The sequence below is a fragment of the Glutamicibacter endophyticus genome (assembly GCF_048457885.1).
Classification (GTDB): domain Bacteria; phylum Actinomycetota; class Actinomycetes; order Actinomycetales; family Micrococcaceae; genus Glutamicibacter; species Glutamicibacter endophyticus.
In genome coordinates, this window is sequence record NZ_CP174200.1 from 1,414,243 (window position 1) to 1,438,942 (window position 24,700).

A 24,700-nucleotide genomic window follows, 5' to 3' on the forward strand; every position below is an offset into this window, starting at 1 on the left:
AACTGATTATGCTCGAAGGGCATCCTGCGGGTAACGAGAATCCTCAATCTGCCGCCGACCGGGGGGCAGTTTTTCGCGTCCTGGCCGGTGCCCTTTAGCGACGAGGCTGCGGCGCACCAGTTCCTCGGCGCACACGCTCTGGCGGCAGCATGGATCGCAGACATGCAGCGCACTCAGCAAGGACTGACTCCACACTTCGACGCCGACATCATGCAGGAAACCATCGCTGCAGTTCATCAGCCGCGCTGGACCGAGTGGGAGACATTAGAGGTGCAAACGCTGGCCGTGTTCGCTCGGGACGGCATGTTTGATGCAGCCTCCAGGGCAGAACTTGTTCGGCGCCGACCCGCTACGCAGCGGATTGACCTTCGGGGTGGAACCCACGATGCACATTTGGATGCTTTCGATGAATGGATCCAGTTGTTGCGCATCTGGTTGCGTTGAATCGCCTCCGCATGGGAGCACATGGCATATGAGAGCATGAGCTCATGCCTAGCTCAGTGCAATTGATCCGCGCCGCAGCATTATCCAATGTGGCTGAATACGCCTATGCGTCAACGGCGCCTAAGGACGCCCGGCTGATTTTCCTTGCCGGGTCGTGTCCACTCGACGTAGCGGGTCGCATCGTAGGGCGAGACGATTATGCTGCCCAGGCGTTGGCCTGTGTTGAGAACCTGCAGCTTGCTCTGGCCGCAGCCGACGCGAAGCTAGAGGATGTGCTTAGCACGCGCGTGCTGGTGGCGTCTGGGGACCGGGCCGATTTGGTGACGGCGTGGAACGTCGTGCGGGATACCTTCGGCGACCACGACGTGCCGAGCACATTACTAGGCGTTACAGTGCTTGGCTACGAGCATCAGCTGGTGGAGGTCGAAGCGGTCGCTGCCGTCCAAGACTGACAGTCCATGATCGCCTGGTTGGCAGCGGCCGGCGGCTTCACGCCGCCGTTGGAGTCGGTGACATGGCCGTAGTGCGCCGAGCGGAGTGCACGCGCACGGGCGGGCCCGAGGGATGTCTGGACCCGCCACAATGCGCGAGCGGACGAGAGTTACAGTTTCGTGGTGAAGAACGGCACGACCCGCCGCAGGGCCTGACCGGCTCCGTTCTCCTGGTCGTACAGCTCGTAGTGCGATACGCCTTCTAGAACGACAAGTTCCTTATCCTGGGAGGCGGCCTTCTCGTAAATGGTGTGTCCGTCCTTGTAGGCTCCGAATACTCCCTGCTTATCACCGATGATCACTAGCAGGGGCTGGTCGAGCAACTCATCGGCGAGGTGGAAGGCGTCCCACCCCATGGCGGAGGAGGCGTGGCTGAGCAGCATGGTCGTGCAGCCATGTGCACTTTGTCCGCGCTCGGTGCGGTAGTAGTCGAAGGCCTCAACAATGTCGATGTCTCCAATGGTTGCTGCCGCTTCGGCGGTGTCGGGCAGGAAGTTGGTGACCGGTGCTTCGGTACCGCGAACGCTGGCGGTGCGGAGCTCGGCGAAACCGGTCAATGCCTGTAGAACTCCGCCATTGACGGCTGCGGTTTCGCGTTGCATTCGACCGAAATTCACCCCGGTGATCGATACGACCGCCTTGAACCGCTTTTCGGTGAGCGCTGCGTTGAGCGTGTAACCGCCACCTCCGCAGATGCCCAGAACTCCGATGCGCTCGACGTCGATATAGGGCAGGGTAACAAGGAAGTCAACGACGCGGCGGAAGTCTTCGACGCGTTGTGTTGGGTCTTCGAGAAAGCGAGGGTATCCGCCACTGGCGCCTTGGAAGCTGGCGTCGAAGGCGATCGCAACGAACCCCGCGTCGGCCAACGCTTGGGCGTAGATGTTCCCGGACGTCTGTTCTTTGCAACTACCGATGGGGTGCGCGACGACGATACTTGGATAGCTGCTATCGGTCGTGAAATCCGCCGGCAGGTAGATATCTGCGGCGATATCCCAGCACATGTCCGCATTGCGGAAGGTAACGTGCTCGATGGTTGTGGTAGCCATGATGCTCCTTGTGGCCGTGGGTGTTTTTCCTCTTCCAGTCTGTTCAGGCAGGTCGTGCTCAAACAGACCAAGCTTCTACCTGGGAACGATTTGTCCTAGGTTAGAGTCCTTACGCGAGCCCTAGGATGAGAACTATGGCCACCAATTCACAGCTCAAGGTACTCGGAGACTTTCTCAAAGCCCGGCGCAGTGAAGTGCCCCCGGAAAACATCCCAGAACAGTTGGTTAGCTATGCGACGCGTCGACGCGTAAAAGGACTACGGCGGGAGGAAGTTGCCCAATTGGTCGCAGTGAGCCCCGATTACTACGCCCGCGTGGAGCAGGGAAGGCTCGCACCCTCGGAGCAGGTCCTGCAGGCACTGGGCCGTGTTTTTTCCCTTACCGCAGAACAGCGGGCCTACGCCGAGGATCTTCTCTACCGTGCGCGCGGCTACGTAGAACCGGCTCCAGGCGTCGAGCGGACGAATCAGCGGCTGCAATTGCTACTAGAGCAGCTAAATGATCTACCTGCAATGGTGCTCGGCCCGCGACTGGAGGTCTTGGCCTGGAATGATTTGGCGTCAGCGTTGATCATCGATTTCTCCTCGATGCCCGCCAGCGACCGGAATTACGCGGTCATCACGTTGACGTATCCACATATGCGGGACTTCTATGAAGATTGGGATTCGGTGGCACGAACCTGTGTGGGATTACTGCGTCGTGAGGCGGTCAGTAACCCGGACGATCCGCAACTAGCGGCGCTTGTAGGGCGGCTCTCGATTGCCAGCGAGGAATTTCGTCGATGGTGGGCCGAACACCGCGTGTCGGATCAAGATTTCGGGGCGAAATACGTAAATCATCCGCGACTCGGACGGATCTTGCTGAACTGGGACGCATTCAGTTATTCAGGATCGGGTCGTCAGCAGCTCATTCTCTGGTCGGCCGAGAAGGGGTCGGCCGACGCCGAGGCGTTGAAAGAACTGGCCAGAGGCGTGAGCTCGTGAATGCTGTTTCGGTAGATGAGTTTTTCCTATCGACTTTATACCTGCCGACTCTTTAGTGCTCATATGACGATTAGCGGGCGTCCTCGCGCTTCCCGACTGACACCGAACGTATCCAGTAGATTCTGTAATGAGGGCTCGCCGTCCGGGAGGTCTCTTGTGACGTTAGAGAAAGTTGTCATTCCAATGAGGCTGCATCACGTTCAGTTATCAATGCCTACATCACAGGAAGCGGAAGCTCGTCGATTCTACGGTGATGCGTTGGGTCTAGATGAGGTTGAAAAGCCGCCCGACTTACGCGCACGCGGAGGGTGCTGGTTTCGCGCGTACGACGGAAATGCCGTAGTTGCGGAAATACATGTAGGTGTCGAGGAGCCTTTCACGCCAGCTCGAAAGGCCCATCCAGCACTCGTTTGCGCCAGCGCGGAGGAGCTGGAAGCCGTTGCAGAGCGTATTACGGGATGCGGATACGAAGTATCGTGGGCGGAGCGCGACAGTTTTGAGGGTTATGTTCGATTTCATGCTCGAGACGGTTTCGGTAATCGCCTGGAAATCATGGCACCGAAGAACGCCTCGGCGGAGTAATGCCGATTCGTCTTGGTGTCCCGAACGTCGCTACGTTTTGAACCACAAAAAATGCAGTACCGCATAGTTCGGTGGATTGGAGACCGACGAGATTCGTGACCGAGCCCGCGAATGTGGGCTCCGATTGCCCTTCGAAAAGGCGCCGCTTCCTACGCACAAAAGATAGTAAGCGGGGAACAGGAGATTGATAGAAGTCCGAAGCGACATCGACCGAGCTAGGCTGTTTTATATCTCGTGCAAGAAGGGTATTGGCTAGTTTCTACGCGCCGGTTGATGTCTCTCGACGCTGCTGTGGTTACGAGTAGCGGCGGGAGCCATTGAGTTTGCGGATTCCCTGGTAACTCCGGCGAAATAACTGGGCGGTATGGCGGCGCCGTGTGCGGCCTTCTAGGCGAATCTAACGAACAAACCGACCACGGTGAGTGCCCAAAATGCGAGCCAAACATACCCAATGATCAGTCCTGCCAGCGCCATTCCGGACCCAAGTTCGCCGGTGCGTTTAATCTGGCTCAGGGCAACGTGGCCAAAAATGATTCCGAACAAACCAGTGAAGATTCCTAGTACAAGAGCTAGAATCGCGAACACGTTGGTTCTTGGTGGGGCGCTTTGTTGATAGATGGGTTGCCCATTCATGGTGTACCCGAACTGCGCGCCAGTACCTTGCGATCCGTTTGGTATGAAGGACGTAGCGTTTTGTTGGCCAGCCTTTGAACTGCTGGATAGAACCACCACAATAACGACCACCACGGCAACTACGGCTACAAATGTCAGGAGCATGACTAGGTGCCATCCTTGTAGTCCACCCATTGCTGAACCTCAGTTTCTACTCGGCTGCTGTTGTTCGAAATCTGTGTTTGACATCGCTTTGGGCTTGAGTGTACAGGTAAGTCCAGATGATGGGAATTCTCGTTAGGGCTCACGTGATTTGCGCTCTTCGACCGCTCGCGCAAGGCCTAGGTACCGGGCACCCTCGTCCGGGCGGAAGATGTTTCTTCGTGGCGTTGGGTGGGTTTTGCGCTTCTGGCGAGCTTCTACCCGGTGCCGACGATTCTACCGAGCTACTCTCTGCCCGGTGGGGCCCTGTCCACATGGTTATGCAGTCTGTCGGTGCGCGCCTAGCCATTGCATCCGGGCTCACCCGCTCACAGTATTGAGGTGAGGGTGCCTCCATCGGCTCGGAGGGTGGCACCGTTGGTCGCCGAAGCCCGGGGACTGCATATGAAGGTCACTAGATCTGCGATTTCCCGTGGCTCGATGAATCGCTCCAGAAGCGTGGTGGTGTTCTGCGAAATGATGGACTGCTTGATCTCCTCGGCGGGTACTTGCTGTGCCGCAGCCAGCGCGGAAACTGCCGAGGCGACGCCATCGGAATAGGTTGGTCCACCAAGAACCGTATTGACGGTCACCTCGGTGCCGCGGGTGAGTTTGGCCAGCCCATTGCCCAGGGCCAGCATGGCGGATTTGGTCGTTCCGTAATGGATCATGTCGGCCGGAATGTTGACCCCGGATTCGCTACTAATGAAAATTACGCGACCCCATCCGCGAGTCACCATGCCGGGCAGCAATTGCCGTGCGAGTCGGACGCCGCTCATTAGATTGATATCGAAATACTGTTGCCACTGAGCATCGCTGAGCGTCGTGAAGTCGGCAAGGCCGAATATCCCGACGTTATTGATCAAAATGTCGACCTCACCCAGCTGCTCCAAGAGCTTGCTTACTTGCTCGGGCTTCGAAAAATCGGCGGTGATCCCGGAAACTTGGGCACCGGGGCAGTCCTCGCGTAACCGAGTCACTGCTTTGTCCAGTCGTTGTGAACTGCGACCGTTGAGCACGACGTGAGCTCCCTCGGAAGCCAGGGTGGCCGCGACAGCGTATCCGATGCCCTGGGTCGAGCCGCTCACGAATGCTCGTTTGCCCTCAAGGTGAAGATCCAATGTTGTTTCCCTTCGGCGGTCCCTATTGAGACCTTGTTGGTGTGGATGAGATACCGATCCTAGGGCTCATTCACTTGCTTAAGCAAGTCACATAACTTGCTTAGGAAAGTGAAAAAACCGATCTTTCCAACTGAATTGATAGTATGGGCGCATGAGAACTTCCGCTGACGAAGCTGAATTGAGTGGTGAGAGCCTCGAGATCTGGGCGTCCCTTGCGACCCTCTTGGAACGGCTGCCCGCCGCATTGGACGCCCAATTGCAGGCCGACAGCGGTCTTACGCATTTCGAGTATGGCCTGATGTATGCGCTCAGTGAAGCGCCCGAGCGCACCTTGCGGATGAGCACGCTGGCGGGCTTTGCCAATTCGACCTTGTCGCGGCTTTCGCGGGGGATCGCCCGGTTGGAAAAGAATCAGTGGGTCTACCGGCAACCGGATCCGAGCGATGGGCGCTACACCTTGGCGATCTTGACCGAGGAGGGCGCTGCAAAGGTCGAGCAGTCGCGACCCGGGCACGAAGCGCTGGTGCAGCGGGTGGTCTTTGGGGCGTTGACCAAGGCACAGGCGCGACAACTGTCGACCATCAGCGAGCGCATTTGCGCCTCGATCAGCTCTGTTCCGGCGTGGAAACCGACCACACGTAGGTCATCGTCGAGCGATAAGTAGGCGCGAGCGCCAGGCATCGTTGGCAGATGTTGAAGCCGGCCTGCGCGCTAAAACGTGAAGTCTTTGATCTTCTTAGTGGGTGTCCAAGCCAGCGTGTACTCTTGCTCGCCTCCCGGTTCCCGAGAAGCGATCATGGTGCGCTGGGTTAGCTCGTGTTCTCTGCCGAAGGCGCGGAGCGCCCGAACTCCGAGCTTGCAGTCCACCACGCGGCAGAAAAGATTGATGCGAGTACCTTCGAGCCCCGTTTCTGCCGGAGGGGTTCCGCCAATGTCGTAGCCGTCATAATGTCCCAGCCCCAGGCGCCCCACCAGGTCGTTGAGCTGTTCGGCGCCGTCGCTAAGGACCCAATCCTCGAGTGGATCGTTCGGCTCGGTCCAGAGTTGAAGGGCCACCCAGCCCAGCTCGTCGTCGGCCAGCTCGCGGTACCCGTCGGCCGCGGCCTGCTCGAGGAAGGCGTCCATTTGTTCGCTGGCCGTGGGATTGTTGGGCCACGTCGGGCCCTTGACGCCACGAACCTTCTCGCGCCCCTTGGTGCCGACCTTGCCTTCATGGGTGACGAATAGGGTCTTATGGCGCCATGCTTCGCGGTAGTGGAGAGCGCCTTGTTCGTCTCGACGGTAAGTTTTGCGCATTTTCATGCCGTGATCCCTCCGTATCACTTGGCAGATATTGAGCCTAGGTCGTTGGTGGCCGGGGACTAGCTACCGCCAGTTCGAGTGGGGCGAGCGGACTAGTTGGCGAGGAATTCGCTGGCACGCAGCTTAAAGTCGCGGCTGGTGATGGCGTTGGCGTGATTGCGCCCGGCTAGCCAGGCCACGGTCGACTCGGTGCACGCGGCGGTCAGCAACCGACGCAATTGCGGCATGGTGGTGGCCAGGTCGTCCTGATCGCCCGCCACGAGCAGGGTCGGGGCGGTCGGCACCTTGGCTGCGGGGTTGTAAGGCTCGGTCTTAATGGCCTCGATGAGGCGGAAAAGCGCGGCAAAATCGGTGTCGGGCTCGGCCTGGGCAATCTGCATTACCTTGGCCGTGTAGTCATCGGCGATGGCCTCGCCGTTTTCGAGGAAGGCCCGTGCCTGGTCCAAGGCGAATGCCGCCAGTGGGTCGATGCTGGCCGGGCCACCCATGATCAGCCGGCGAACCAACTGCGGGTGGTATGCGGCGAATTCCCAGCCCAGGCGCGAGCCCAGAGAGTAGCCCAGAACGTCGACGCTGCCGCAGTCGAGCGACTCAACGGCCGCGGTCAGCGCGGCGCGGATGGCGCTCGGTGCCCAGCTTCCGGGGTTGGTGCGCGGTTCGCTGCCATGGCCTGGCAGGTCGACCAGGGCGACATTGCGCCCCTCGCCGGTGAGGTGCTTGATCCACCCGGAGCGCTCCCAGTTCAGTTCCGCGGATGACGCGAAACCGTGAATGAGCAATGTGGTCGGGGCGTGAGAGCCGCTGTTTGCGGAGATCACCCGAAGATTCAGATCCAAACTCATGAACACGATCATAGGCCAGATGCGTCACATTTATCGGGTCGGGTGGCCCCGATGGGCAGTTAATGTCAAAATGACTTTAACGCTGGGTGGTGGTCGCCACCGAAGCAAGTCATCGACGAACGGCAGCAAAGATGTCAATGAGTCCTGGATGGGCCAACGTGAACGAGCGGCGCAACATGCCGCCCTCACTGGCCGTATCCACCGTCATCCTCGGGATCCGCACGGATCCCGAACGTGGCGGAACCCGGCTGTGGATGCCGCTCGTGAAGCGCATTCGCCAGCCTTATCGCGGGCAATGGGCCCTGCCCGGCGGACCGGTCGGTGCCCGCGAATCTCTCGGCGAGGCGGCCGGACGTACTCTGGCCGAAACCACCGGATTGCGCCCGAGCTATCTCGAGCAGCTCTACACTTTTGGTGACCCGGACCGTTCACCGACCCAACGACTGGTGACCATCGCTTACTTCGCACTACTAACCGAGGCCCAAGTTGGGGCCACGGTCAGCGACCCGAATGTGGCGTGGTACTCGGCCGACGGCGAGCACAGCCCGCAGCTGGCCTTCGATCACCGCAAGATCGTGGACTACGCGCTCTGGCGGCTGCGCAACAAGACCGAGTACGGGCAGGTTGCCCACCGGCTACTCGGTGATCGCTTCACGTTGGCGCAACTGCGTGAAGTCTACGAAGCGGTACTCGGCCGGAGCCTGGATCCGGCCAACTTCCGCCGTCAACTGAAGAACACCAGTTCCATCGAGGCCACCGACGAATTCCTCGCCGGCGGCAAACACCGACCCCCACGGCTGTACCGCTACATCGGCCACGGCCCCGACCCTCTAGAAGTGGACCGAACCTCATGAGCACCACGAATCTTTCCACCACCATCACCCGGCTGACCCTTACCGCACCGGGCTCCACCTGTTCCTCTTCGCTGTCCAAGAATCCGTGGGATGCCACCGCCGGCTACGGTCCGGGAGCCTCGCAGCAGGATGTGGTGCCCGCCGACTTCCCGGTCCAGGGCCGCCTGCCCGAGCAGTACCTGCAGGCCACCGAAGAGGAGCTGGATCAGCGTATCCGCGCGGCCCGCGAAACGCTCGGGGAACGTGCGGTGATCCTCGGTCACTTCTACCAGCGTGATGAGGTGGTGAAGTACGCCGACTTCGTGGGCGACAGCTTCCAGTTGGCCAACGCCGCACTGACCCGCGACAAGGCCGAACACATCGTCTTCTGCGGCGTACACTTCATGGCCGAAACCGCCGACATCCTCTCCACCGATGAGCAGTCGGTGATCCTGCCGAACCTCGCCGCGGGATGCTCCATGGCCGACATGGCCGATGAGGCCAGCGTGCAACGATGCTGGGATGAGCTCATGGAGCTCTACAAGGACGAAGAAGACGACGGCCGAGCACCGGTCATCCCGGTCACGTACATGAACTGCTCGGCCGCCCTGAAAGCATTCGTGGGTCGTAACGGTGGCCTGGTCTGCACCTCCTCCAACGCCAAAACCGTGCTGGAGTGGGCCTTCCAGCGAGGCCGCCGGGTCTTGTTCTTCCCGGATCAGCACCTGGGACGCAACACGGCCAAGGCCATGGGTGTACCGCTGGAGCAGATGCCCATGTGGACTCCGCGCAAGGCGTTGGGTGGCAACGACGAGACCACCTTGCGCCAGGCTCAGGTCGTTCTTTGGCACGGCTTCTGCTCGGTGCACAAGCGCTTCACCGTGAACCAGATCGAGCAGGCCCGCGCCGAGTACCCCGGCGTGCGCGTGATCGTGCACCCCGAATGCCCGATGGAGGTTGTCGACGCCGCCGATGAGGCCGGGTCCACCGACTACATCCGCAAGGCCATCGAAGGGGCCACCGAACCCACCGTGTTCGCCATCGGCACCGAGATCAACATGGTGAACCGGCTCGCCGCCGAGCACCCGCAGCACACCATTTTCTGCTTGGACCCGGTGATCTGCCCCTGTTCGACGATGTACCGCATCCACCCGGGCTACCTCGCCTGGGTGCTTGAAGAACTGGTCGCCGGTCGTGTGGTCAACCAGATTACCGTCGATGCCACCACGGCCGCCGATGCGAAGGTGGCTCTCGAGCGCATGCTGGCCGCCAAGCCATGAGCACCCAACCCATCGGGCGGCGTCTGCTGATCGTTGGCTCCGGGGTGAGCGGGCTGTTTGCCGCACTGCAGGCCGTGGCGCTGGGCACCGAGGTCACCGTCGTGACCAAGGATGCGCTGGGCACCTCCAATTCGGCGCTGGCCCAGGGGGGACTGAGCGCTGTCACCGCACAAGGCAAGGCCGCCGGTGACAGCGTGCAGGAGCATGTGCACGACACCCTGAGCGCCGGAGCCGGGCACTGTGCCCCCGCGCCGGTGCAGCTAATGTGCGAGTTGGGGGACGAGATTGTTACCCGGCTCGAAGCCTACGGGGTGCGTTTCGACCGGAACGCCGATGCAACCTTGCAGTTGGGTTTGGAAGCTGCGCACAGCCGGGCGCGAATCGTGCACGTGGGCGGAGATGCCACCGGCGCCGGGCTGGTTCGCGCGCTCTCCGACGCCTGCCGGGCACTGTCGGCCTCCGGGCGGTTGCGGTTGCTTGAACACACCCTGGCTACCGATGTGTTGCTTGATCAGGGGCGTGTGCATGCGGTGCGCGTCCATAACACTGGGCGCGAAGATACGCTCACCTGTGATGCCTTGTTGCTGGCCACCGGGGGACTGGGGCAGCTCTATGCGGCCACGACCAATCCCTCCGGAGCCACCGCTGATGGCATCGGCCTAGCGGCCGCCGCCGGTGCGGTGCTCACCGACATGGAGTTCATCCAATTCCACCCCACCCTCGTGGATCCGCAGTACCATCCCGAGGCCGGGATGATCAGTGAGGCCGTGCGCGGTGAGGGAGCTATATTGCTCAACGACGCCGGGCAACGATTCATGGCCGACCACCCTCAGGCGGAACTGGCCCCGCGCGACGTGGTCGCCCGCGCCATCCACGCCGAATACGCCGACGGGCGGCGGGTATTTCTCGATGCCCGCGGCATCGAACGGGAACGCGGGACGGGCTTCCTGGCCCGGCGCTTCCCGACGATCAGCGCGCGGTTGGCGGCCAGCTCACTCGATATGGCCCGAGACCTGATCCCGGTGCGCCCGGCCCAGCACTACGCCATGGGTGGGATCGCCACCGACCGGCAGGGACGTACTACCGTCGCCGGTCTTTACGCTGCCGGGGAATGCGCAAATACCGGTGTGCACGGGGCGAACCGGCTGGCTAGCAACTCGCTTCTCGAGGCCCTGGTCTTCGCCGATCGTGCCGTACGGGCGATGGCCCGGGACAGCGCCGGAACGAGGGCGGACTTCCCGGAACTTTCCGTGACCGAGCTTCCACTGCCCAACGCGCAAGGGCCGCTGACCCTTCCGGACCTGCAGGCTCTGGCCAGCGCCAGATTGGCCGTACGCCGCGATGGACCGGGCTTGACCGCGGCCATCGGGCAACTGCAGGCCGGCAGCCCACTGGCCGGTGACCTGCGCGCGCACTTCGAACTTCGCAACCTGTGGCTCACCGCCCGGATCATCGCGCACGCGGCCGCGCAGCGCACCGGTAACCTCGGCGCGCACTACCGCACCGACGCGGTCGGTGACGGTGGTGCCGGACGGCGAACCGGCTGGATGCTCGCCGGCGCCGAGCGCGCCCAACTACAAAACGACCCGAAAGGAACCTTGGTGTGAGCCCCGCGATCCGCCCCGTCCCCGCTCGAGCCATCGACGCCATCCTCACGTTGGCTTTCGCGGAAGACTGCCCGCGCGGCGACGTGACCGCCGATAGCCTGCTCAATCCCACGGTGCAGGCCACCGCCGAGGTGGTTGCTCGCGAACCCGGCGTGCTCTCCGGAACAACCGTCTTCGCGCGGGCCATGTCGATGATCGACCCGGACATCGACACCACCGTGCTGCTCGAGGACGGCCAATCCTTTGCGGCCGGACAAAGCGTCCTACGGGTCAGTGGCCCGGCGGCTGCCATTCTCACGGCCGAACGAGTGGCGCTGAACCTGCTACAGCGCATGAGTGCCATTGCCACCGCCACCGCGCAGCTCGTGCAGGCGGTCGCCCATACGCGGGCGAAGATTGCCGACACCCGGAAAACTACTCCGGGACTACGTGTGCTTGAACGCTACGCGGTGCGCTGCGGAGGGGGAGTCAACCACCGCGATAATCTCTCCGAAGCCTTCATGGCCAAGGACAACCACCTGGCCGTGCTCGGCAGCGGAGAACAGCTCACCGCTGGTCTGCGCCGGGTTCGCGCGAGTTTGGGGCACACCACCGCCATGGAAGTGGAGGTCGATCACATCGATCAGATCCCCGCGGTGCTCGACGCCGGTGTCGATGTGATTATGCTCGATAACTTCACCCCCGAGCAGATCCCCGCCGCCCTCGAATTGATCGATTCACGTGCCGTGGTGGAAGCCAGCGGAAACGTGAATCTGCAGACGGTGGCCGCGCTGGCCGAAACCGGCGTGGATGTCATTTCCTCGGGCGCGATCACCCACTCGGTTCAGGCCATCGACTTCGGGCTGGATATGGTGATCTCATGATCTACATGGATGCGGCCGCCACCGCCCCGCCGCGACAAGAGGTGCTGGACACCATCACCCCGCTGTTGACCGGCGAATTCGGCAACCCGGCCTCGCATCACGAACTAGGGCACTCCGCACGCCGCGCCGTGGACTGGGCCACCGGACAGGTCGCCGGCCTGCTCGGCGTCGCACCCGACGAGGTGTTATTTACCTCCGGGGGCACCGAATCCGATAACACCGCAATCATCGGTACCGCTCTGGCCAATCCGCGTGGTCGGGTCGTGGTTTCCTCGGCGGTGGAGCATCCGGCAGTTCTCGAAGCCTGTAGCTATCTTGTGCGGATCCATGGATTCACCCACCGGGTTATCCCGGTGGACCACCACGGCACGATTGACCTCGCCGCGGCCGCTGAGCTGATCGATCAAGACGTCGCAGTCGTCTCGGTGATGGCCGTAAACAACGAGGTCGGCACCGTGCAGCCGGTTGCCGAGGTTGCCGCGCTGGCACGCGCAGCCGGCGCCGTGATGCACTGCGACGCCGTGCAGGCAGCGGGCTGGATGGATTTGGCCGAACTCTGCGCGCAGGTCGACGCGCTAAGTATCTCCGGGCACAAGATCGGGGCCTTGAAGGGCAGCGGCGTGTTGTACCTGTCGCAGAAAGTCGCCCTCGAACCGTTGCTCCATGGTGGCGGGCAACAACGCGGGTTGCGCTCGGGGACCGAGAATCCCGCGGCCGCGGTAGGCATCGCCCGCGCCTTGGCGCTCTGCGCCGAACAGCGCGGGCAGGGCCGAGGCGACAGCTACGGTCGCTACCTCATCGAGCGAATCTGCACCGAACTTGAGCGTAGCCACCCGGGTTCCGTGCAACTCACCGGGGCTCCCGAACAACGCGTTGGCGGCATCGTCTCGTTCGTTTTCCCGCGTACCGCCGGCGAAACCGTGCTCATCGAACTTGAGCGGCGCGGCGTCCTATGTTCTTCGGGATCGGCCTGCGCGGCGGGTAGCACCGAGCCTTCGGCCGTGCTCACGGCCATGGGCTACCCTGCAGAACTAGCACACACCGCAGTACGGCTTTCCTTTACCCGCGCGGCCAAGGAAAACGAGATCAGCCAGGTGGCCAGCGCGGTGATAGCCGCCGTGCGCTCGCTGCTGGGCTAAGGATCACTGCTAGGGCGCATAAACGACAGAATGCCGCCCAACGCTCACGGCGTTGGGCGGCATTCTGTCTGGTCGATTACTCAGAAGACGTGGGCTAGCGCGTCTAGCATTTTGGCTTCATCCGGTTGGTCACATCGGTCCAGACCCACCGTCCGTCGTGCCAGATTTCATCGCGGCGATTCTTGGCATCCCAGCGGGAATACACCACATGCTCACCGCACTTGATGGTGCCCACGCGCTTATCGCCCGAGGTGCTTGCCCTGTCGAAGGTGGCGCCGGTCTTCTGCGCGTAGCGGTACTGGGTTTTGGGCTTCTTGCGGTTGGTGTCACCGGACCAAACCCACCGTCCCTGATACCAGATTTCATCGCGGCGGTTCTTCGCGTCCCAAGTCGCATAGGTGACCTTGTTGCCCACGCGCAAGGTGCCGATACGCTTTGCGCTCGACTTATCGGCGCGGTCGAAGATGGGCGCGGTACGTTGTGCGTAACGGTACTCGGCCTTCGGCTTATTACGGTTGGTCGCAGAGGTCCACACCCACTTGCCATTGAGCTTTACCTCATCGCGGCGGTACTTCCCATTCCACTTGCGGTACTCCACCTTGGTGTACTTGCGGATTGTGCCAACACGCTTGTCACCCGAGGTGCTCGCGCGGTCGTAGACCGCCGCAGTGTACTGGGCGTAGCGGTACTGTTTGGCCTTGGACGAGCCGAGCTTCAGGTAACTACCCGAGACCCAACCGCTGCGGTTCTTGTATTCCACGGGATACCAGCCGCTCTTCCGGGCACCATGCACCTTGACTATGGAGCCCTTGGGGATGGTGAGAATGACGCCATGGGAGGAGCCGATGCCCTTGCGAAGGTTCAGGTTGGCGGTGGTGATGGCCGAACCCTTGGGGATCGAGGGGGAATTGGAATTCCCGGATCCCACTCCGTAGTAGCTTTCTAGGGACTTGGCACCGGATGCCTTGTAGCTCTTGGCCATGGAGGTGCCCACGTAGCGGAAATGCCACGGCTCGTAGGCATAACCCGTCACCTTTTCCTGCCCCTTGCCGTAGCGCAGGATAAATCCGTACTTGTGGGCGTTCTTGGCGACCCAGCGGCCGACCGGCGTGTTTTCAAAACAGCTCTGCAACCCACAGGCACCATTGTGGTTGCCCACGTCAATCGCCAAACCGGTTTGGTGTTCGCTGGTTCCTGGCCGCGCCGAAATACGTTCGGCATATTTCTGTCCGTAGATGCGGGTATAGTAATTGAACAGCTCCGCCTGCCGGTTATAGGACCGGTACCCGGAGACGAGGCGGATCTTCACGCCGGACTTTGCGGCCGCGGACACCATTTTCTTGTAGGCCGTTGCTGCCTCGGGACGCAGACTGATGTTGGTGCCGCTGACTCGGGTGGTTTTCGGTACGTACCGTTTGGGTGAGAGCGGGTATTGCTTGTTGACGAACACGGTTAGTGAACTGGCCGTGCGGTCAATCTTCCGGGTCGGAACGGCCACGGAATTTGTCGGTTGAACCGACTGGGTCGTTGTGAGGAACCCAGGTACCGAGGTACCTGGCGTCGTTGATATGGCGTTGGCTGGTCCGAGGGGAGCGACGATCAACGTAGTGACCATCGCTGTCCCGGCGGCAACCTTAGCAAGCTTCGGAAGGCGTTTCTCGGGCATGATGACTCCATGGTGGCGAATGTGTGAGCAAATCTATCAGATCGAGTGGATCGTCACATTGCTGTACTCCATACTTCGGAGTAATATCCGCCAAATGGGCTAGCGGCCGCGGGAAATTGCGCGGTAACAGTTGACTACCGCCGGGTAGCGGTCAGTTGTCATGCCCTAAGGGTTCTTTGATAAGTTAGCGTCCATGCAGATCCGCGACGAAGTCTTTGATGATCGGGCGGCAGTTTTTGCCCTGACCCACGCGGCCTTCGCTGGTACCGACCCGGTGGCCGAGCCGGCCGAGGTGGATCTGTTGCGGAACCTGTTTACCGACCCGGGCTACGATCCGCACTATTCCTTGGTTGCCGTTGACACGCCGGTTGTGATCGGGCACGTGATCGCCACCTGGGGTTCGATCGACGACTCCAAGCCAATCCTCGGGGTCGGGCCAGTGGCGGTCTCGCCGGAGTATCAGCGCAACGGTGTCGGGTCCATGCTGATGCAGACGCTTCACGACCGTGTGCAAGCACAAGGCTTGCCCGGAATCGTGCTCTTGGGCGACCCGAAATACTACGGACGTTTCGGGTATGAGCCAGCCGCAAAGTACGGCATCGTCCCCAGCGATCCGTCGTGGGGCGACTACTTCATGGTGCGGGTCTTCGACGAAGCCACGCTGCCAGCGGGCAACTTCCGTTATGCCGCACCCTTTGCCTGCTAGTACTCCGAAAAATCGCGCCGCTTGAGCCATTTGCCGGGTGAGTAGTTCGGTTCTTCCCAGCCGTGCCGTGCGCACCACGAACCAGAAGGTCCCGTGCCCGACCGAAGGCAGCAAAACCGCTGACTCTGTGCCGGTACTTACTGGTTCTTCATGGTTGAATTTCTCTCTCGCGCAGACGAGGATCGGGATATGACTTCTTCCGAGCTTTCCGGTGACGGGCAATTGACCGATCTATCGTTCACCGTCAATGGTTTTATCTCGCGCCCACCATCCGAGGTGTTTGAAGCGGTGGCCGACCCGCAGCAACTTTCGGCGTATTTCACCACGGGCGAGGCACACGGCCGCCTTGAAACGGGTGCCGAGGTCAGTTGGGACTTCCACGACTTTCCGGGGCGCTTCACGGTCCGCGTCGGTGAAGTGGTGGCCGAGCAGAGCATTGAACTATTCTGGGCTTCCAGTGCGCCATTGGGCGAGGAAGCCGATACTCGAGTGTTATTCGAGTTTGTGCCGGTCGACGGTGGTGCGCGTACCGAGGTGCGGATCACCGAATCCGCGTGGCCGCTGAGCGTCGAAGGATCACGTGCGGCCTTTGGTAATTGCATGGGGTGGACCGGCATGCTGGCCGCAATGAAAGTGTGGCTGGAATATGGAATCAACCTGCGCGAAGGGTTCTACAAGTAAGCTCGTTGTCCCGGACCGTATCATCGGGACAACGAGCCTACTTTGACCGCCTAGTCTGCGAGCAGGTTACCGCGCAATTTCTGGCAGAGACGCTGCAGTTCGAGGAACTCCGACTCGTCCAGCGCCTGTCCCATGAGTTGGTGCAGGTGTTGCATGTGCGCCCGACCAATCTTCGCTTGAAGCTCCCGCCCGGCGTCGGTCAGCGATAGCGACTGTGCTCGGTGATCTCCCTCGTCCACCTCGCGTTGCACGAGGCCGCGAGACTCTAGGCGATTGATCATGCGGCTGAGGCTCGGTTGAGAGATCAGCAGGTGCTTATTCAGGTCCACCATGCGGCTGCGGTCTTGCGGGCAGTTGCGCAGATTAAACAGCACGTCATACTCGCGGATGGACAGTTCACCGAACTCTTCCATGGTGCTGATTCGGCGCATTACTTCCACCTGGGCACGGAAGAGAGCCTCCCAGCTTTCGGCCACGGTGCGAATGCCGGCTTGATTCTTAGAGCTTTCGGTCATCGCCTTCGCTCCGTTCTGCGCCCTGAGCGGCGAGCTTGGCGTCCCGCGCCGCGACGAGACCGGCATGAGTCGGAGCCGGGGTTAGGTCTTGCGGGGCGCGTGCTTCCATTTCCTTGCGCAAGGTCGGCAGTACGTGCTCACCAAACATGTCGAGCTGATTCAGGACGGTCTTTAGAGGCAACCCAGCGTGGTCAACCAGGAAGAGCTGTCGCTGGTAGTCACCGAAGTACTCCTGGAACGTCAGGGTCTTCTCGATGACTTCCTGTGGTGAGCCGACGGTGAGCGGAGTCTGGGACGTGAAATCTTCCAGCGACGGGCCGTGCCCATAGACCGGGGCGTTATCGAAGTACGGGCGGAACTCGCGCACCGCGTCTTGAGAATTTTTGGCCATGTAGAACTGGCCTCCCAGACCAACCACTGCCTGGTCGGCTCGACCGTGGCCATAGTGTTCGTAGCGCTCGCGGTAGAGCCCGATGAGCTGCTGATAGTGCTCCTTCGGCCAGAAGATGTTGTTTGCGAAGAATCCGTCGCCGTAGTAGGCGGCGATTTCGGCTACCTGTGGGGTGCGGATTGACCCATGCCATACAAAGGGAGCTACATCATCCAGTGGACGTGGGGTAGAGGTGAAGTTCTGTAGCGGCGTGCGGTAGCGGCCCTCCCAGTTCACGATGTCCTCATCCCAGAGCTTGCGAAGCAGGCTGTAGTTTTCCACGGTGAGGTTCACCGAATCCTGAATGTTCTTCCCGAACCATGGGTAGACCGGACCGGTGTTGCCACGTCCGAGCACCAAGTCCACGCGTCCGTTCGACAGATGCTGGAGCATGGCGAAGTCTTCGGCGATCTTCACCGGATCGTTGGTGGTGATCAGCGTGGTCGCGGTGGACAGGATAATGCGTTCGGTCTGAGCCGCGATAAAGGCCAGGGTGGTGGTTGGCGAGGAAGAGAAAAACGGGCGGTTGTGGTGCTCACCGAGGGCGAAGACGTCCATGCCGATCTCTTCGACCTTCTTGGCGATGGCCACGATTGCGTCGATGCGCTCCTTCTCGGTGGGCACCTTGCCGGTGGTGGGGTCGCGCGTAATATCACTGACGGAAAAGACGCCGAACTGCATGGTGGGCTCCTTCGGGTTGCTGAGGTAGGTGTACCTGCCACCGACCAATTTATATGCGTATGCATGTAATAACAAGCTGAAGCGTCAATTATTCCCGTGATTCATCCGGCGAGTTCCTCGCACCTAGTGATGTCCGCGACGGTATCTCAGCGCTCTGCGGTAAAGCGCTTGGTCACGGACAGGTCCCTGTCGCCAAGCCCTGCGTTGATTACTTCAAGTACTGCCTGTTGCAGGGTCGGCAATAGGGTCGCATTCACCGCGGTGTCCCGGGCGATCTCCTGGGCGGATTGCAGGTCTTTGAGTAAATACTTGATGGCACCGGATGGTGAGTCGTCATTCGTCACCAAGCGCTCCTTGCGGCTATCAAGCAATCTCGACGAGGCGTATCCACCACCCAGCAGATCCCACATGGCAGCTAGGTCAAGGCCAGAGCGCTCGGCCAGGACCGAGGCCTCGCCAAGGGCAAATATGGTTGCGCCAACCACCAACTGGTTGCATGCCTTGGCGACTTGTCCGGATCCTACGCCCCCTAGCCTGACCGGCGTGCCGCATGGTGCTAGAACTTCTGCGGCTCGCGCGCACGAGGGGGCGGTGCCCCCGAGCATGATCGACAGCGTGCCTGCCTCGGCGCCGTCTTCGCCGCCGGATACGGGGGCATCGACAACGTCGACTCGTTCGCCATACCGCTCGTGAAGATCCGCCGCCAGCTGTCGCATGCCAACGGCCGAGCATGTGGATCCTATGATCAGCAGAAGGGCGGGGGACTGGCCTGGGCGATGAGTAAGGCCCGCCAGGAGCCCGTCTGGGCCTTCGAGGTACTCTCGGATCTGCGGCAGGTCGGGCAGCATGAGTAGGATTGCGTCGCAATCCGTTGCCATGTCGTTGGCGTTGCTGTTCCATCTGAATGCCGACGCGGGAGTGTTTGTCCCAGCATTGAGGTCTGCTATGACCTCATGTTTGGGCCGACGAGAAGTGATGGCGACCGAGCCATGGGCCGCTGCCAGATGTCGCGCCATGGGGCGGCCCATGGCGCCGAGTCCGATGATGCCTACCCGTTGCTCGGGATGGTTCGAGGTGCTGGTCATTGCATTTGCCTCCGGGGCGGTGGTTTCGGGATAAAGTGCAGGACAATATGAAGAACTCTGTTCAATATACTGGCCAAGCCGTTATGCTGTCACTAAACGAAAGGACGTGAGACCAAATGACCTCCACACCACAGCGCCTTCGCGTGGGAATCGCCGTCGACCTGCCGCTGGCCGACGTTCAGCTCCTGCGCGAACTCGAGCCGCGCCTAGAGCTCGTGCACGACCCAGAACTCAATCGACCACAGCGTTGGGACGGTGACTGGGAGGGGGATCCTCGCTTCACTCGAACCTCCGAGCAGAACGCGAAGTTCACGCAGATGCTGCATTCGGTGGACGCCCTGTTCGGTATTCCTGACGTCAATCCGGCACTACTGACCCAAAGCGTGCATGCCAATCGGGATCTGCGCTGGGTGCACACCACGGCGGCTGGCGGCGGCGCCCAGGTCAAGGCGGCGGGACTTTCGGCGACGGAGCTTGAACGAGTGGCCTTTACGACCAGCGCTGGAGTCCATGGTTCGACACTGGCGGAATTTGCTCTCTTTGGGGTGCTGGCCGGAGCGAAAAACTTGCGCAAACTCGAAGCCGACCAGGCTAGGAAAAACTGGCCCAGCGAACGCTGGCGGATGCGTCATCTCGATGAGATGACGGTCTTGGTCGTGGGGCTCGGGGGAATCGGAAGCGCCGTTGTCGAGCGCTTCAAGGCCTGCGGATCCACCGTGTGGGGCACCTCGCGCAGTGGGCGCCCTGTCCCCGGGGTGGATCGGCTGATCGATCCAGAGCACTTGGCGCAAGCAGCTTCGCAGGTTGATGCCATCGTTGCGACGCTGCCAGGAACGGCGAGCACCGAAGGGCTTATCGGAGCGGAGGTCTTCGCATCGGTGCGCCCGGATACCATTCTGGTCAATGTGGGTCGGGGCGCGGTGGTGGATGAGTCGGCGCTACTACCGGCACTTAATGACGGGCGTATTGGATTCGCGGCTCTCGACGTCGTGGCTCAGGAGCCATTGCCTGAGGATAGTCCGTTGTGGCAGCACCCGAACGTGTTAATTAGCCCGCATACGGCCGCGCTCAGTGCGCAAGAAACTAGCCGAATTGCCAGACTGTTCGCTTCGAACGCCACGCGATTGCTTGACGGGAAGCCGTTGCGAAACCGGGTGGATACCGTAGAGTTTTACTGATGAGAAGCGACAATGAAGGCCCAGCTGACGCCGATAATGCTGCCGGTGATCGTGTAACGCGCGATCCCGCGCCTGCGGTTACCCGTGCCATAGCGATCATGGGTCTTTTGGCCGAATCTGAGGGCCGAGCTATTTCATTGAGCGAAATGGCCCGCACCCTTGGCATTGCCAAGTCCTCATGCGCCAATCTCTGCCAAGCCCTCGAAGACGGGGAGATGATCCGGCGTACCAGTGACGGTTTTTCCCTCGGGCGTCGCACGGCAGAGCTTGGCGGGGCCTATGCGCTTCAGTTCAACCAGGTGCGCGAATTCTTCGGCTTGATCTCCTCATCACCGACCTTGCGGGGCGAAGTAGTGCAGATCGCCATGCTTGACCAGACGGACGCCTTGTATCTCGCTCGGCACGAAGGTCGAGCTCCCTACCGGTTCGGGACCCCGTTGGGTTCACGGCTGCCTGCGGTGTTCAGCGCCGCCGGCAATGCGCTGCTGATGTCCTTGTCGGATGACGAGGTGGAGAGTCTGCTTGGTCCGATCCTGCCCTTGCGTAGCGGGGTCGATGGCCTTGAGCTCACCCTGAAGGAGGTTCAGCGCGAATTGCGCCAGGCCCGAGAGCGAGGTTACGCCCTCGATGAGGGGCATTCGACCGTAGGCGTGATCGGCGTCGCCGTGCCCCTGCCGGCATGGTCGCCAGGTGATCCACCGTTGGCGCTAGGAACAGCAATTCCCGCAGATCAAGCCGACCCGGTGCGCATTGCCGCCATTGGCACGGCACTGCGCGAGGTCGCGGCGCGACTTGAAAACCCTTGGCGTGCCCGCACAGCCCGAGACTAGACCGTTCACCCATTCATCCGAAGCTTCTAAGAGCCCGTGCCCGCTGGGGCACGGGCTCTTCTTGTTGAGCGGTAGGGTCGGACGGCGTTGAAAGTTAATCGTTCAGTAGGTTGTACGACGTTCGCTATACTGGTACATTCGATGCACAGCTAGAAGTGATCTCACTCACTTACTCGTCGAAGGAGACTCGCATGAACGTCATCGCATCCTCATCCCCGGGGTCTGGTGGTTCCGCCACGGACGCGAACTACGCCAAGAACCTACAGCGCGCCACTCTGGCTGCCAGCATCGGCAGCGCATTGGAGTATTTCGACTTTGCGCTCTATGGGCTGGCCACCGCCCTGATCTTCAACGTCCTGTTCTTCCCACAGGGTGACCCGGCCATGGCTACGGTCGCGGCCTTCGCCACCTTCGGCGTGGGCTTTGTGGCACGTCCCTTTGGTGGATTGTTCTTCGGCATGCTCGGTGACCGGCTGGGGCGCAAGCTCGTGCTGATCGTGACCATCATGCTTATGGGTGGTGCCTCTACGTTGATTGGGGTTCTGCCGACCTATGAGATGGCGGGGATGTGGGCCCCAGTTCTGTTGGTTCTGCTCAGGCTCCTGCAAGGCTTTGGCGCCGGAGCCGAACAGGCCGGAGCCACGGTGCTGATGGCCGAGTACGCACCGCCAGCGCGCCGTGGATTCTTCTCCGCACTTCCGTTTATCGGCATCCAAGCCGGCACCCTGCTGGCCGCCGTGGTTTTCTCGCTCCTGACGCTGCTACCCGAAGAGGCGCTCATGTCGTGGGGCTGGCGCGTACCCTTCCTGGCGTCTTTCGTGCTCATCCTCTTGGCTGTATTTATCCGAGCCAAACTCGAAGAGACCCCGACCTTCGTGGAAATGGAAAAACGTGAGCAGGTCTCGGAACACCCCATGCGCGAGTTGTTCCGCACCGGATTCCCCGGCGTCCTGGTAGGAATCGGATTGCGCATGGCCGAAAACGGCGGATCCTACATGTTCCAGGGCCTGGCGTTGAGCTTCTTCGTTGCGGTGGTCGGGCCAGAAGCGGATAAGGGCCTACTCACCTGGGGTGTGACCATCGGCTCGCTGATCGGTGTCTTCTCGGTACCATTCGCCGGGGCCTTGTCGGACCGTTTCGGCCGTCGCGTGATCTACCGAGTCGGTGCCCTGTTTATGTTGTGCTATTCCGTTCCGGCGTGGTGGGCGCTGACCTTGGGCAGCCACGTGTTGGCCATCGCGGTGATCGCCGTCGGCATCGGCGTGGCCGTATGCACCATGCTTGGCCCGCAGTGCGCCATGCTGCCCGAGCTGTTTGGTAGTCGACACCGCTACCTCGGTGTGGCCATGGCCCGCGAGATCTCCGCGGTGCTGGCCGGAGGCCTGGCCGGTGTCCTCGGTGCCTACCTGATTGCCGTGACCGATGCGAATTGGCTAGTGCTCGGGCTCTACATGGCTTCCCTGGCTGCCATCACCGTGGCCTCGACATACCTGGTTCCCGAAACCTTGCGCCGGGACCTGACGCGCACCGACGACGCAGTCAAGATTTCAGCGGTGGAAGCCGGGGACGATGTGTGGCTGGCCGGTAGCGTGGGAGCCGGAGCCTCGGCGGTGTCGGCCCGCACCTCCTTTGCGGCCGAAGAGTCCGTCACGATTGGAGATCAGCATTGAGCACAGCACAAACTAATGCATTCGACCTGACCGGCCAATTGGCCCTGGTGACCGGAAGTTCCCGCGGCATCGGACGGGCCCTAGCCGCCGGGCTTGCGCAGGCCGGAGCCACCGTGGTCGTCCACGGACGGAACCTTGAAGCCGTGAACGCCACGGCCCGGCAGATCGCCGAAGGAAGCGGAAGCACCGTGCACGCCAGCTCCTTCGACGTAACCGACGAGGCCGCCGTCGATGCGGCCCTTGGGGAAATCGAATCGAGTCTTGGGGTGCCGGACATCCTGGTCAACAATGCGGGAATGCAATTGCGGGCGCCGCTGGCCGATTTTTCCCTAGCGGACTGGCACACTCTGGTGGACACCAACCTGACCAGCGCCTTCTTGATGGCGCGTCGTGTGGCCCGCGGAATGATCGACCGCGGCAGTGGGCGGATCATCAATATCGGCTCGGTTCAATCCAGCCTGGCCCGGCCCAACATTACCCCGTATGCGGCCACTAAGGGCGGGATCGCAATGCTGACCCGAGGGCTCTGCGCCGAACTGGCACCGCACGGGATCACCGCCAATACGCTCGCACCCGGGTACTTCAGTACCGAACTCACCGCCGCCCTCGTGGCCGATGAGGAGTTCTCCCAGTGGGTTGCGCAACGCACCCCGGCCGGCCGCTGGGGCCAGGTCGAGGATCTGGTGGGGCCGCTGGTATTCCTCGCCTCGGATGCGGCACGCTTCGTCAATGGCCAGACCCTCTACGTCGATGGCGGGATGACCTCCGTTGTCTGAGCATCCATTAGTCAGCGCCGAGGCCGGCGCCAATCTTGCCGTCGTGGCGCACGCGGCCCGTGACGTTCGCGTCGACGTCCTTCCCGAACCAGATCCCGCGCCCGACGAAGCCATTATCGAGATTGCCTATGGTGGCATCTGCGGATCCGATCTGCACTACTGGCTGGAGGGTGCCGCCGGCGCCTCGATGTTGCGCGAACCGATGGTTCTAGGCCATGAGGTCGTGGGCACGGTGCGCACCGCGGCGGCCGACGGTAGTTCGCCCCCGGTGGGCACCGCCGTGGCGGTGCATCCAAATACGCCGCACCCGCTCGGCGATATCCGCTGGCCCGCCGACAAACCACATCTGGCTCCCGGCGCCTGTTACCTAGGCTCGGCGGCGCACCTGCCGCATACCCAGGGTGCATTTGCCCGCCGTATCGCACTTCCCGCTCGCATGCTCCGAGCCTTGCCTCCGGGGCTGGACCTGCAGACCGCGGCCCTTGCCGAACCGGCCGCCGTGGCCTGGCACGCGCTCGAGCGTGCCGGATCCGTCGAAGGACGCAGTGTCTTGGTGGTTGGCGGGGGACCGATCGGGTTGCTGTGCGTGGCCGTTGCCAAACATCATGGCGCCTCGCGGGTCATCCTCAGTGATCTAGCCGAGGCACCGCGGCGGCGGGCCCAGAAGCTCGGTGCCGACCAGGTGATCGACGCGGCCGATCGAGCGGCACTAGATTCCCTCGATGTCGACGTGGTTCTCGAGGCCTCGGGGACCGTACCGGGTCTGGCATCGGCGATTAACGCAGCCGTGCGCGGTGGCGTGGTGGTGATGGTGGGACTACAGCGGCAAGGTGAGGTCATGGTGCCCATGGCCACGGCGATCAGCCGCGAACTGGATCTGCGAGGCGCACTGCGTTTCAATCAGGAGATCGACCAAGTACTACCCGCGCTGGCCGACGGGTCCTTGGATGTGCGGGGGATCGTGACGCACACCTTTGCGGTCACCAACGTACTGCAAGGGTTACGCACCGCTCGGGATAGCGAAGAATCCGGCAAGGTGTTAATCGACTTCCGCACCGGCTAAGCCTGCAGCAGCTAACAACGAACAGTGCCCTCACGATTGTTATCGTGAGGGCACTGTTCGTTGCAGGCGC

General features: G+C 61.7%; 26 protein-coding genes. 17 read left to right on the forward strand and 9 right to left on the reverse strand.

Features of this window, described 5'->3' with window-relative positions; all coding sequences use genetic code 11:
* Positions 1-162 precede the first annotated feature (162 nt).
* Both ACJD00_RS06715 and ACJD00_RS06720 read left to right on the forward strand, forming a co-directional pair.
* The gene (locus ACJD00_RS06715) at positions 163-444 is read left to right on the forward strand and encodes an alpha/beta fold hydrolase (RefSeq protein WP_418909035.1); all 282 of its coding nucleotides are present in this window, start codon (positions 163-165) and stop codon (positions 442-444) included.
* A gap of 44 nt (positions 445-488) precedes the next feature.
* Entirely contained in the window at positions 489-896 is a 408-nt protein-coding gene (locus tag ACJD00_RS06720) for a RidA family protein (RefSeq protein WP_418909036.1), read from the forward strand.
* A gap of 149 nt (positions 897-1,045) precedes the next feature.
* Here the strand turns inward: ACJD00_RS06720 and ACJD00_RS06725 are convergent, their stop codons facing one another.
* On the reverse strand, positions 1,046-1,984 hold the full coding sequence (locus ACJD00_RS06725; RefSeq protein ID WP_418909037.1) for an alpha/beta hydrolase: 939 nt from the start codon (positions 1,982-1,984) through the stop codon (positions 1,046-1,048).
* Between the two features lie 134 nt (positions 1,985-2,118).
* On the opposite strand from ACJD00_RS06725, the gene ACJD00_RS06730 reads away from it, so the two are divergent.
* Together ACJD00_RS06730 and ACJD00_RS06735 are read left to right on the forward strand one after the other, a co-directional pair.
* Entirely contained in the window at positions 2,119-2,967 is an 849-nt protein-coding gene (locus ACJD00_RS06730; protein WP_418909038.1) for a helix-turn-helix domain-containing protein, read from the forward strand.
* Positions 2,968-3,150: 183 nt separating this feature from the next.
* The gene (locus ACJD00_RS06735; protein WP_418909317.1) at positions 3,151-3,549 is read left to right on the forward strand and encodes a VOC family protein; all 399 of its coding nucleotides are present in this window, start codon (positions 3,151-3,153) and stop codon (positions 3,547-3,549) included.
* Positions 3,550-3,936: 387 nt separating this feature from the next.
* On the opposite strand, the gene ACJD00_RS06740 is transcribed toward ACJD00_RS06735, so the two are convergent.
* Positions 3,937-4,326, reverse strand: a complete 390-nt coding sequence (locus ACJD00_RS06740; protein WP_418909039.1) for a DUF4190 domain-containing protein — start codon at positions 4,324-4,326, stop codon at positions 3,937-3,939.
* Positions 4,327-4,691: 365 nt separating this feature from the next.
* Positions 4,692-5,450 (reverse strand): SDR family NAD(P)-dependent oxidoreductase, encoded by a 759-nt coding sequence (locus tag ACJD00_RS06745; RefSeq protein ID WP_418909040.1) that lies wholly within the window; start codon positions 5,448-5,450, stop codon positions 4,692-4,694.
* Positions 5,451-5,634: 184 nt separating this feature from the next.
* On the opposite strand from ACJD00_RS06745, the gene ACJD00_RS06750 reads away from it, so the two are divergent.
* Positions 5,635-6,147 (forward strand): MarR family winged helix-turn-helix transcriptional regulator, encoded by a 513-nt coding sequence (locus tag ACJD00_RS06750; RefSeq protein WP_418909041.1) that lies wholly within the window; start codon positions 5,635-5,637, stop codon positions 6,145-6,147.
* A 47-nt stretch (positions 6,148-6,194) separates the two neighbouring features.
* Here ACJD00_RS06750 and ACJD00_RS06755 read toward each other — a convergent pair whose 3' ends face one another.
* Positions 6,195-6,785 carry a hypothetical protein gene (locus ACJD00_RS06755; RefSeq protein ID WP_418909042.1) on the reverse strand — a complete coding sequence of 197 codons (591 nt, stop codon included), beginning with the start codon at positions 6,783-6,785 and terminating at the stop codon, positions 6,195-6,197.
* Between the two features lie 92 nt (positions 6,786-6,877).
* Complete coding sequence (locus ACJD00_RS06760; RefSeq protein ID WP_418909043.1) at positions 6,878-7,627, reverse strand: alpha/beta fold hydrolase; 750 nt, start codon at positions 7,625-7,627, stop codon at positions 6,878-6,880.
* A 131-nt stretch (positions 7,628-7,758) separates the two neighbouring features.
* Between ACJD00_RS06760 and ACJD00_RS06765 the strand changes: the two genes are divergently transcribed.
* The 5 genes from ACJD00_RS06765 to ACJD00_RS06785 are packed head-to-tail and all read left to right on the forward strand — an operon-like array spanning position 7,759 to position 13,349.
* Positions 7,759-8,481 carry an NUDIX hydrolase gene (locus tag ACJD00_RS06765; RefSeq protein WP_418909044.1) on the forward strand — a complete coding sequence of 241 codons (723 nt, stop codon included), beginning with the start codon at positions 7,759-7,761 and terminating at the stop codon, positions 8,479-8,481.
* Positions 8,478-9,740 (forward strand): quinolinate synthase NadA, encoded by a 1,263-nt coding sequence (gene nadA / locus ACJD00_RS06770; RefSeq protein ID WP_418909045.1) that lies wholly within the window; start codon positions 8,478-8,480, stop codon positions 9,738-9,740. Before ACJD00_RS06765 ends, nadA begins: the two co-directional genes overlap by 4 nt.
* Positions 9,737-11,347 (forward strand): L-aspartate oxidase, encoded by a 1,611-nt coding sequence (locus tag ACJD00_RS06775; RefSeq protein WP_418909046.1) that lies wholly within the window; start codon positions 9,737-9,739, stop codon positions 11,345-11,347. Before nadA ends, ACJD00_RS06775 begins: the two co-directional genes overlap by 4 nt.
* Positions 11,344-12,210: a carboxylating nicotinate-nucleotide diphosphorylase gene (nadC, locus tag ACJD00_RS06780; RefSeq protein ID WP_418909047.1), complete on the forward strand. Its 867-nt coding sequence runs from the start codon at positions 11,344-11,346 to the stop codon at positions 12,208-12,210. The genes ACJD00_RS06775 and nadC overlap by 4 nt, the downstream gene beginning before the upstream one ends.
* A complete protein-coding gene (locus ACJD00_RS06785; RefSeq protein ID WP_418909048.1) occupies positions 12,207-13,349 on the forward strand; it encodes a cysteine desulfurase family protein in 1,143 nt (380 codons plus the stop codon). The genes nadC and ACJD00_RS06785 overlap by 4 nt, the downstream gene beginning before the upstream one ends.
* A gap of 103 nt (positions 13,350-13,452) precedes the next feature.
* Here ACJD00_RS06785 and ACJD00_RS06790 read toward each other — a convergent pair whose 3' ends face one another.
* Positions 13,453-15,015, reverse strand: a complete 1,563-nt coding sequence (locus ACJD00_RS06790; RefSeq protein ID WP_418909049.1) for a D-alanyl-D-alanine carboxypeptidase family protein — start codon at positions 15,013-15,015, stop codon at positions 13,453-13,455.
* Positions 15,016-15,208: 193 nt separating this feature from the next.
* Here ACJD00_RS06790 and ACJD00_RS06795 point away from each other — a divergent pair, with 193 nt between their 5' ends.
* Together ACJD00_RS06795 and ACJD00_RS06800 are read left to right on the forward strand one after the other, a co-directional pair.
* A complete protein-coding gene (locus ACJD00_RS06795; RefSeq protein WP_418909050.1) occupies positions 15,209-15,721 on the forward strand; it encodes a GNAT family N-acetyltransferase in 513 nt (170 codons plus the stop codon).
* Positions 15,722-15,910: 189 nt separating this feature from the next.
* Positions 15,911-16,402 (forward strand): SRPBCC domain-containing protein, encoded by a 492-nt coding sequence (locus ACJD00_RS06800; RefSeq protein WP_418909051.1) that lies wholly within the window; start codon positions 15,911-15,913, stop codon positions 16,400-16,402.
* Between the two features lie 50 nt (positions 16,403-16,452).
* Here ACJD00_RS06800 and ACJD00_RS06805 read toward each other — a convergent pair whose 3' ends face one another.
* The 3 genes from ACJD00_RS06805 to ACJD00_RS06815 all read right to left on the reverse strand — a co-directional run bounded on the left by ACJD00_RS06805 (position 16,453) and on the right by ACJD00_RS06815 (position 19,113).
* On the reverse strand, positions 16,453-16,917 hold the full coding sequence (locus ACJD00_RS06805) for a MarR family winged helix-turn-helix transcriptional regulator (protein ID WP_418909052.1): 465 nt from the start codon (positions 16,915-16,917) through the stop codon (positions 16,453-16,455).
* A complete protein-coding gene (locus ACJD00_RS06810; RefSeq protein WP_418909053.1) occupies positions 16,901-18,028 on the reverse strand; it encodes an LLM class flavin-dependent oxidoreductase in 1,128 nt (375 codons plus the stop codon). Before ACJD00_RS06810 ends, ACJD00_RS06805 begins: the two co-directional genes overlap by 17 nt.
* Positions 18,029-18,174: 146 nt before the next feature.
* Positions 18,175-19,113, reverse strand: a complete 939-nt coding sequence (locus ACJD00_RS06815; protein WP_418909054.1) for an NAD(P)-dependent oxidoreductase — start codon at positions 19,111-19,113, stop codon at positions 18,175-18,177.
* A 116-nt stretch (positions 19,114-19,229) separates the two neighbouring features.
* On the opposite strand from ACJD00_RS06815, the gene ACJD00_RS06820 reads away from it, so the two are divergent.
* The 5 genes from ACJD00_RS06820 to ACJD00_RS06840 all read left to right on the forward strand — a co-directional run bounded on the left by ACJD00_RS06820 (position 19,230) and on the right by ACJD00_RS06840 (position 24,630).
* The gene (locus ACJD00_RS06820; protein ID WP_418909055.1) at positions 19,230-20,291 is read left to right on the forward strand and encodes a D-2-hydroxyacid dehydrogenase; all 1,062 of its coding nucleotides are present in this window, start codon (positions 19,230-19,232) and stop codon (positions 20,289-20,291) included.
* Positions 20,291-21,121, forward strand: coding sequence for an IclR family transcriptional regulator (locus tag ACJD00_RS06825; protein WP_418909056.1), 831 nt, complete (start codon positions 20,291-20,293; stop codon positions 21,119-21,121). Before ACJD00_RS06820 ends, ACJD00_RS06825 begins: the two co-directional genes overlap by 1 nt.
* 191 nt (positions 21,122-21,312) lie before the next feature.
* The gene (locus ACJD00_RS06830; RefSeq protein WP_418909057.1) at positions 21,313-22,791 is read left to right on the forward strand and encodes an MFS transporter; all 1,479 of its coding nucleotides are present in this window, start codon (positions 21,313-21,315) and stop codon (positions 22,789-22,791) included.
* Entirely contained in the window at positions 22,788-23,567 is a 780-nt protein-coding gene (locus ACJD00_RS06835; protein WP_418909058.1) for an SDR family oxidoreductase, read from the forward strand. Before ACJD00_RS06830 ends, ACJD00_RS06835 begins: the two co-directional genes overlap by 4 nt.
* On the forward strand, positions 23,560-24,630 hold the full coding sequence (locus ACJD00_RS06840; RefSeq protein WP_418909059.1) for a zinc-binding dehydrogenase: 1,071 nt from the start codon (positions 23,560-23,562) through the stop codon (positions 24,628-24,630). Before ACJD00_RS06835 ends, ACJD00_RS06840 begins: the two co-directional genes overlap by 8 nt.
* The last annotated feature ends 70 nt before the right edge of the window (positions 24,631-24,700 follow it).